The sequence below is a fragment of the Corynebacterium sp. HMSC11E11 genome, from assembly GCF_001807025.1.
Classification (GTDB): Bacteria; Actinomycetota; Actinomycetes; order Mycobacteriales; family Mycobacteriaceae; genus Corynebacterium; species Corynebacterium freneyi.
Window position 1 is genome coordinate 1 of record NZ_KV787168.1, and the last position, 8,461, is coordinate 8,461.

The following is an 8,461-nucleotide window of genomic DNA, read 5'->3' on the forward strand; positions in this document are numbered from 1 at the left end:
GCTTTAGCCGCGCGGCACGGCTGCCGGATCACATTCCTCCCATCGAGTATCGCAAAGGTCGGGCCCGCGTGCCGCAACCGTTGGCGGTCGGGGTGCGGGCGCCGGGTAGATTCGAGGCCGTGACACGTCGACTCCTGCTCATTCCCGGGGCACCCCTGGTGGTGCCGGAACTGTCCGGCGCCGATTCGGGGGCGGCCGAGGTGCGGGCTGCTGTGCTTTCCGCCGCCCGCCGCGTTCTGGACGGCATCGGCCGGTCGCGTCCGCTCATCGTGCGTCGTCCGGATGATCGCTTTGCGACGTCCCACCTCGGTTCTTTCCGGGCGTGGGGCGCGGATGTGCGGGTGGGTGGAGGAACCCATCTGCCGGAGTTGGTGGCCCGGTGGGTGGTGCGCGAATCCGGCCTGGATCCGGCGGAGGTCGACGTCGCGGCGCAGTTGCCCGACCCGTTCGCGGCCGGTGAAGGTCCGATCATCGTCGTGGCCGAGGGACCGTCGGCCTTGACCGCCCGGGCGCCGTTGACGTTGCTTCCCGACGCCGCCCCGATCGACGACACCTGCGCCACCATCGCCGCCGGCGCATTCAACTGGGAACCGGGCGACGACCCCTTCGGGGCGTTCGGTCCGCGGCTATGCGAGTCGGTGGGCCTGCACACCATGGGCGTGTGGCAGGACCTGGCGTCCTTCGGCGCCGAATTGCGCTTGGACGCCGGATCGTTCGTCGCGAAGCAGACGTACCGCGCCGCACCGCATGGCGTGGGCTACCACGTGGCCGAATGGGAATGGGAGGCGTAATGGGAAAGACGGAAACCACGTCGGACCGGGATCTCACGCCCATCGCGGTCATCGGACCGACCGCCTCCGGCAAGTCCGACCTGGGGCTGGCGCTGGCCGAGGAGTTCGGCGGCGAGATCGTCAACGTCGACTCCATGCAGCTCTACCGGGGCATGGACATCGGCACCGCCAAACTCACCGTCGACGAGCGCCGCGGCATCCCGCATCATCAGCTCGACGTCCTCGACGTGGTGGAACCGGCGTCGGTGGCGACGTACCAGGAGGAGGCCGTCGCCGACGTGGAGGCGATCATGACCCGCGGCCGCGTCCCCATCCTCGTCGGCGGTTCGATGCTCTACGTGCAGGCGCTCATCGACGATTGGCGGTTCCCGCCGACCGACCCCGCCGTCCGCGCGAAGTGGGAGGCCGTGCAGGAGGAGGTCGGCGTCGAAAAGCTCCACGACCACCTTGCCGACGTCGACCCGGCAGCGGCGGCGATCATCGAGCGCCGCGACCCCCGGCGCATCGTCCGCGCCCTCGAGGTCATCGAACTGACGGGGCAGCCGTTCGGGGCGTCGAAACCGCCGATCGACGCGCCGCCGCGCTGGGGCACCCGCATTCTGGGGCTGGGCACCGAAGCCGAATGGCTCAACGAGCGCATCGAGCGCCGCACTCGACTCATGTTCGAGCGAGGGCTTCTCGACGAAGTGGAGGTGCTGATCGGGCGGGGGCTGCGAGACGGCGTCACCGCATCGCGGGCGATCGGATACGCGCAGGTGCTGGCCCACATGGACGGAGAGTACGACCTCGACGAAGCCGTGGACCGCACCATCACCGGCACCCGCCGCTACGTGCGTCGCCAGAAGTCCTGGTTCACCCGGGACCCCCGGGTGCGGTGGCTCGACGCTGCAGCGACCGGCGGCAACGGCGTGCGCGAGCGGGCGCTGGCCGCCTTGGGGTAACGGTGCCGCCGGACGGCCCCGTGGTCGCGCGTCCTAGTGGCCCCCGCAGCCGCCGGAACCGCAGCCGCAACCGCCGTCGCCGCAGGAATCGCCGCAGCCCTGCGGGGCGATGACCTCGCCGGCCAGCAGGAAGGTGCCCGACACGACCGTGCCCGGCTGCGGCGCAGCGTCAACGTCGGCGGGGACGACCACGTCGAGGGGGACCGGCACGTCGAGGTGCACGAGCCAGAAGTCCTGGCCGGTCAGGCGGTTGGTGCGCTTGGTGGCGGAGTTGACCACGCCGGACAGCGTCGCCGAGGCATCGGGGGACGTCGAGCCGGCGGCGGCTCCGGTGACGGCCTCCGCGCCGGTGAAGCGGACGTCGCCCGGCTGCCCGCCCGTGCGGGCCTCGAAGGCGGCGGCATCCTCATCGACCGCCACGTCCACGGCGAGGGCGGTGAGGTTGACGTGCTCGAAGGTCTGCGTGCCCTCGTCGACCAGCAGCGGCGACTGGGCCAGGTGGCACGTCGCCGTCGCCACGACCTCGTCGAAATCCGGGCGCGACGGGTCGTCGCCGACGATCTCGATGAGCGCCAGGACGTCGTCAAGCGCGGAGACGTGCGCGGTGACCTGGGTAAATCCCGCGAAGCCGGCGAAGGTGGAAAACGGCTCGACGCCGAGGATGTGCAACCGCGCGCCCGAAGGGTCCTCGAAACGGACGAGCTGGCCGCCGCGGACCTCGCCGATGACGGACAGGTGGTCGGTGGCGATGGCCGCCTCGATGGCGTCCTGCCAGCGCGGGTAGTCGAGGCCGATGCTCTTCAGGTCGGAAGTCATGGTGATCCATCCTAGCCCCGCGCGGTGCGGGAGCGGGCTCGGGGTTTTCGGGGGCTTTTTCGGCTTTGCGACGATGTGACGTATTGCTCATCGGCAGCGGCATGAATGGGTTGGTGTTTCGCCGATCAATGGGAGTAGGCTGACCTTAGTTAATTAAGTCAGTGCGTGCTTCAGATTGGGAGAGGCTGTCGGACTGACTGACGTTGATTCGGGAGGATCACCGACATGGCCATTCGAATGATGGGTGGAAGGGCACGCGGACACCGCGCCGCCGACGCTCCGGAAGCGGTCGTCACCGCCGCACCCGAGCGCACCCGCCTCAGCGACGTCGCGGTGGGGGACACCGTCGTGCTCTCCGCGCCGCGCACCGAACCGCAGCTGTGCCGCCGGCTCGCCCAGCTCGGCCTGCGGGCCGGCATGAGCGTCACCGTCGGGTCCAAGACCGCCGGCGGTGGCCGCGTGGTCAAGTCCGGCACCTCGCGCTACGCCATCGACCGCGAGACCCTCGAGCTGATGGACGTTCTGCGATGAGCGCCGCACCGCGTTCCGGCGCCTCGCCGCTGGCCATCGCCCCGAGCTGCCACGACTGCGCCGGTGCGTCGCCCGCCCCGGCAGGCTCGCCCGTCATCGCGCTGGTCGGCGCGCCCAACTCCGGCAAGTCGACCCTGTTCAACGCGTTGACCGGCGCCAAGGCCCAGATGGGCAACTGGCCGGGCACCACCGTCGAAGTCAGCCGCGGCGCGTGGAAGGCCGGCGACGTCACCTACGACGTCATCGACTTCCCCGGCGCCTACTCGCTCGACGCGATGAGCCCCGACGAGGAGCTCACCCGCGAGATGCTCATCAACCGCGAGTCGGAGGAGCGCCCGGACCTGGTCATCGTCGCCGTCGACGCGACGGCCCCGGCCCGCGGCCTGTACCTGTTCGCCGAGATCGCCGAGCACCCGTACCGCATGGTCGTGGCGCTGACGAAGACCGACGTCGCCGCCGCCCAGGGCGTCGACGTCGACGCCGGCGCGATGCAGGAGGCTCTCGGCGTCCCCGTCGTCGACGTCGACCCGCGCCGCCGCGCCGGCGTCGAGGACGTCCGCGTCGCCGTCGCCGGCGCGATGACCGGCTGTGCGCGCGTCATCCGGGCGGGGGCCGGCGAGGACGTCGCCGCCGCCGACGAGGCCCGGTTCGCGTTCATCGACCGCGTCGTCGCCGCGTCGACCACCGACCGCGGCCAGAAGCCGACCTGGTCCGACCGCATCGACCGCGTCGCCCTCAATCCGTTCGCCGGTCCGCTGCTGTTCCTCGGCGTCATGTGGCTGGTGTTCCAGATCACCACCACCGTCGCCGCGCCGCTGCAGGACGGGCTGGAGGGCCTGATCACCGGCCCGATTTCCGATTGGGCGCGGTCGGCCATGGAGACCATCGGCCTCGGCGGTCCGATCCCGACCGGCCTGGTCGTCGACGGTCTCATCGGCGGCGTGGGCATGGTGCTCACCTTCGCGCCGTTGATGGCGCTGATGTTCCTGTGCCTGGCCGTCCTGGAGGACTCCGGCTACATGGCTCGCGCCGCCGTCGTCACCGACCGCGTCATGCGCGCGATCGGTCTGCCCGGCAAGGCGTTCATTCCGCTCATCGTGGGCTTCGGCTGCAACGTGCCGGCGATTTCGGCGACGCGCGTGCTGGGCAACCCCCGCCACCGTATTCTCACGTCGCTGCTCATCCCGTTCACGTCCTGCTCGGCGCGGCTGACGGTGTACGTCATGCTCGCGGCGGTGTTCTTCCCGGGGTCGGCGGGCACGGTGGTGTTCGCCATGTACGTCATCTCCATCGGCCTGATCGTGCTCACCGGCCTGGTGCTGCGGCACACGCTGTGGCGCACGATGCCGTCGGAGCCGCTGGTCATCGACCTGCCCGGCTACCAGCTGCCGATGCCCCGCCTGGCGCTGTCGGTGATGTGGGCGCGGCTGAAGGGCTTCCTGAAGACCGCCGGCGGCATCATCGTCATCACCGTCGTCGCCGTGTGGGCGCTGATGTCGGTGCCGGTGGTGCCGGGCCACGCCTTCGGCTCCGAGGAGCTGCCGCCGCGCGATTCCGCCTACGGTGCGGTGTCGGAGGCCGTCTCCCCGGTGTTCGCCCCGGCCGGCTTCGGGTCGTGGTCGCTGACCGGCACGCTGCTGACCGGTTTCGTGGCCAAGGAAGCCGTGATCTCCACGTGGGCGCAGACCTACGCGGTGGAGGACGTCACCGACGCCGACACCGAGGAGCAGCGCACGAGCCCGTTGGCAGACAACATCCGCGCCGACTTCGACCGCACCTCCGGCGGGCATGGCTTGGCGGCCGTGTGGGCGTTCATGATCTTCCTGCTGGCCTACACGCCGTGCGTGGCCACGGTGGCCGCCCAGAAGCGCGAGATAGGGTTGAAGTGGACGCTGTTCGGTTTGGCCACGCAGTTGTTCGGGGCGTGGCTGTTGGCGGTGGCCGTTTTCCAGGTGCTGAAGGTGTTCCTGTGAGTTCCTTCCTGACGTCGGTGTTCGCCGGTCGCCGCCGGTTGCGTGACGACGACCGCGGCTCGGCGATCACCGGGCGGGAGCAAGAGCAGGTGCCGTCGCAGGCGCCGGAGAGCCAACCGACGCGTTCCCCGCTGGCGGCGGTCCGTGAGGCGATCGCCGACGGGGAGGTCTCCCGCGCCGACATCGCCGCCCGCACCGGGCTCACCCGCGCCACCGTCGACGCGGCCATCGAGCACCTTGAGCGCACGGGTGCGCTGCGCCGCGAACGCATGGCGTCGTCGTGCCCGGCGAGCGGATGCGGCGGTTGCGCCCACGCCACGGCCGACGGTTCCACGTGCTCGTCGTCACGCAACGGCGCGGCCACCCGCGGCCCCGTCGCCCTCGTGCTGACCCGTCGCCCCTGACCACCGGGGCCACCCCGGCCCCGGTCATGCGACAATGGCCGGAACATGACTGACACCCCCGACAACGACACGTACCCCGACGAGCGCCCCGACGACCGATACGACGGCGCGCCCGGCGGGATTCCGGCCGAGGACCGTGGCGGCCAACCCACCATCGGCGACCTCGACCTGGAGGCGCGTTCTTCGCTGCGCCGCCTGACCCGCGCGGCGACGCACACCACCGACGCCGAGGACATCACCGAGGTCGAGTACCGCCAGCTGCGACTCGAACGCGTCATCCTCCTCGGCGTGTGGACGCAGGGCACCCTCGCCGAAGCCGAGGCCGCCATGGACGAACTGGCCGCGCTGGCCGAAACCGCCGGCTCCGAGGTCCTCGAAGCGGTGCTGCAGCGCCGCGACAAGCCCGACCCGGGAACCTACATCGGCTCCGGCAAGGTCGCGGAGCTGCGGGACATCGTCAAAGCCACCGGCGCCGACACCGTCATCGCCGACGGTGAACTGTCGCCCGGCCAGCTCGTCGCGCTGGAGGACAAGCTCGACGCCAAGGTCATCGACCGCACCATGCTCATCCTGGACATCTTCGCCCAACACGCGAAGTCCAAGGAAGGCAAGGCGCAGGTGTCGCTGGCCCAGATGCAGTACCTGATCACCCGACTGCGCGGCTGGGGCCACTCCCTGTCGCGCCAGGCCGGCGGCCGCGCCGGCTCCAACGGCGGCGTGGGTCTGCGTGGCCCCGGTGAAACGAAGATCGAAACCGACCGTCGGCGGCTGCGCCAGGACATGGCGCGCATCCGCCGGGAACTCGCCGGGATGAAGACCTCCCGGGAGATCAAGCGCGCCCGCCGCAAGGCCGGGCACCTGCCGCGCATCGCCATCGCCGGATACACCAACGCCGGCAAGTCGTCTCTGCTCAACGCCCTGACCGGCGCCGGCGTGCTCGTCGAAGACGCCCTGTTCGCAACGCTGGACCCGACGACGCGCCGCGCCGAGCTGCGCGACGGTCGCACGGTGATCATGACCGACACCGTCGGGTTCGTCCGCCACCTGCCCACCCAGCTGGTCGAGGCGTTCCGGTCGACGCTGGAGGAGATCCTCGAAGCCGACCTCATCCTCCACGTCGTCGACGGCTCGGACCCGTTCCCGCTGGAGCAGATCCGCACCGTCAACTCCGTCATCGAGGACATTGCCGCCGAGCAGGACGCCGAGGTGCCGCCGGAGCTGCTGGTGGTCAACAAGGTCGACCTCGCCGATCCGGCCACGATCGCGGAGCTGCGCCACGTCCTCGACGACGTCGTGTTCACCTCGGCCCCCACCGGGGAGGGCATCTCCGAGCTGGAGACCCGCATCGAACTGGCGCTCAACGCCATGGACGCCCACGTGTCCGTGCTCGTGCCCTTCGACCGCGGCGACGTGGTCTCGCGGCTGCACGAGGAGGCCACCGTCCTCGACGAGACCTACGGCGCCGACGGCACGACCCTCGACGTGCGCCTGCCGCGGTCGATGGCCCGCGAGTTGCAGGAGTTCATCGTCGACCCGACCGCGTAACATCACGCGGGTGACCAACGAGCATCATCCCACGGACCCCGCCCCGACCCACCCCTCCGGCACCGCCGCGGACGTGGACCACCCCGACCATCCCGATCACCCGGCCGCCCGCGGTCGACTGTTCGGCTGGGACGTCCACGGCGACGGCCGCACCATCGCCCCGGGCGCCGTCGTCGCCCCGGAGGAGCGGCTGGATTGGCCGCGCACCATCGGCATCGGCATGCAGCACGTCATCGCCATGTTCGGCGCGACGCTGCTGGTGCCGCTGCTGACCGGCTTCCCCGTCAACACCACGCTGCTGTTCTCGGGCCTGGGCACCATCCTGTTCCTGCTCATCACCCGCAACCGGCTGCCCAGTTACCTCGGTTCGTCGTTCGCGTTCATCGCCCCGCTGATGGCCACCCAGGCGCAGGGCATCGGCGCGCAGGCCGGCGTCGTCGTCACGGCGGGCGCGGCGCTGGTGCTGGTGGGCCTCATCGTGAAGAAGGCCGGGCGCCGGGTGCTCGACGCCGTCATGCCGCCTGCGGTCACGGGTGCGATCGTGGCGCTCATCGGCTTCAACCTGGCGCCGGTGGCGGCGACGAATTTCGCCACGCAGCCGCTGGTGGCGGCGGTGACCATGCTGACCATCCTCGTGGCCACCGTCGCCGGCCGCGGCATGGTCGCGCGCCTCGGCGTGCTCATCGGCGTCGTCGTCGGGTGGGCGTTCGCCGCGGCCACCGGCAATCTGTCGCCGGAGTCGACGGCGTCGGTGCGGGAGGCCGCGTGGTTCGGCCTGCCGACGTTCCACGCCCCGGAGTTCCACCTCAACGCCATGCTCATCGGCCTGCCGGTGATCGTGGTGCTCATCGCGGAAAACGTCGGCCACGTCAAGGCGGTGTCGGCGATGACGGGCCGCAACCTCGACGATCTGGCCGGCGACGCGCTCATCGCCGATGGTCTGGCCACGACGTTGGCGGGTTCGGCCGGCGGTTCGGGCACGACCACCTACGCGGAGAACATCGGCGTCATGGCCGCCACCCGCGTGTACTCGACGGCGGCGTACTGGGTGGCGGCGTTTACGGCGATCGCCCTGGCGTTCATCCCGAAGTTCGGTGCGCTAATCCTCACCATTCCCGAGGGCGTGCTCGGCGGTGCGACGCTGGTGCTCTACGGGCTCATCGGCATGCTGGGCGTGCGCATTTGGATGGACAACGGCGTCGACTTCAACAATCCGGTCAACCTCGTCGCCGCGGCGACGGCGATGATCGCCGGCATCGGCAACCTGACCCTGTCCATCGGTTCGCTGGAGCTGGAGGGCATCGCGTGGGGGTCGGTGGGCATCATCGTCGGCTACCCGATTCTGCGGTGGCTCTACCGTCGCGTCGGCGAGGGGCAGTTCACGACGGTCAAGGAGTAGCGGGGCACCGGGTTTTCGCGTGACGACGACGGGCCCCGACCGGATCGCTGTTCCGGTCGGG

General features: G+C 70.7%; 8 protein-coding genes. 7 read left to right on the forward strand and 1 reads right to left on the reverse strand.

The genetic code is table 11. From position 1 onward, the window contains the following. Positions 1-119 precede the first annotated feature (119 nt). Together HMPREF3121_RS10765 and miaA are read left to right on the forward strand one after the other, a co-directional pair. Positions 120-791: a class III extradiol ring-cleavage dioxygenase family protein gene (locus tag HMPREF3121_RS10765; RefSeq protein WP_141743083.1), complete on the forward strand. Its 672-nt coding sequence runs from the start codon at positions 120-122 to the stop codon at positions 789-791. Further along, a complete protein-coding gene (miaA, locus tag HMPREF3121_RS10770; protein WP_070523327.1) occupies positions 791-1,732 on the forward strand; it encodes a tRNA (adenosine(37)-N6)-dimethylallyltransferase MiaA in 942 nt (313 codons plus the stop codon). Before HMPREF3121_RS10765 ends, miaA begins: the two co-directional genes overlap by 1 nt. 33 nt (positions 1,733-1,765) lie before the next feature. Here the strand turns inward: miaA and HMPREF3121_RS10775 are convergent, their stop codons facing one another. Then, positions 1,766-2,548: a hypothetical protein gene (locus HMPREF3121_RS10775; protein WP_070523330.1), complete on the reverse strand. Its 783-nt coding sequence runs from the start codon at positions 2,546-2,548 to the stop codon at positions 1,766-1,768. A gap of 225 nt (positions 2,549-2,773) precedes the next feature. Between HMPREF3121_RS10775 and HMPREF3121_RS10780 the strand changes: the two genes are divergently transcribed. The 5 genes from HMPREF3121_RS10780 (at position 2,774) to HMPREF3121_RS10800 (ending at position 8,400) form a co-directional block, all read left to right on the forward strand. Next, positions 2,774-3,079, forward strand: a complete 306-nt coding sequence (locus tag HMPREF3121_RS10780; protein ID WP_239253125.1) for a FeoA family protein — start codon at positions 2,774-2,776, stop codon at positions 3,077-3,079. Next, positions 3,076-5,052: a ferrous iron transport protein B gene (gene feoB, locus HMPREF3121_RS10785; RefSeq protein WP_070523332.1), complete on the forward strand. Its 1,977-nt coding sequence runs from the start codon at positions 3,076-3,078 to the stop codon at positions 5,050-5,052. Before HMPREF3121_RS10780 ends, feoB begins: the two co-directional genes overlap by 4 nt. After that, positions 5,049-5,456: a FeoC-like transcriptional regulator gene (locus tag HMPREF3121_RS10790; protein ID WP_239253121.1), complete on the forward strand. Its 408-nt coding sequence runs from the start codon at positions 5,049-5,051 to the stop codon at positions 5,454-5,456. The genes feoB and HMPREF3121_RS10790 overlap by 4 nt, the downstream gene beginning before the upstream one ends. Before the next feature lie 45 nt (positions 5,457-5,501). Further along, positions 5,502-7,001, forward strand: a complete 1,500-nt coding sequence (gene hflX / locus HMPREF3121_RS10795; RefSeq protein ID WP_083291665.1) for a GTPase HflX — start codon at positions 5,502-5,504, stop codon at positions 6,999-7,001. 118 nt (positions 7,002-7,119) lie between these two features. Further along, positions 7,120-8,400: a uracil-xanthine permease family protein gene (locus HMPREF3121_RS10800; RefSeq protein ID WP_070523343.1), complete on the forward strand. Its 1,281-nt coding sequence runs from the start codon at positions 7,120-7,122 to the stop codon at positions 8,398-8,400. Positions 8,401-8,461 lie beyond the last annotated feature (61 nt).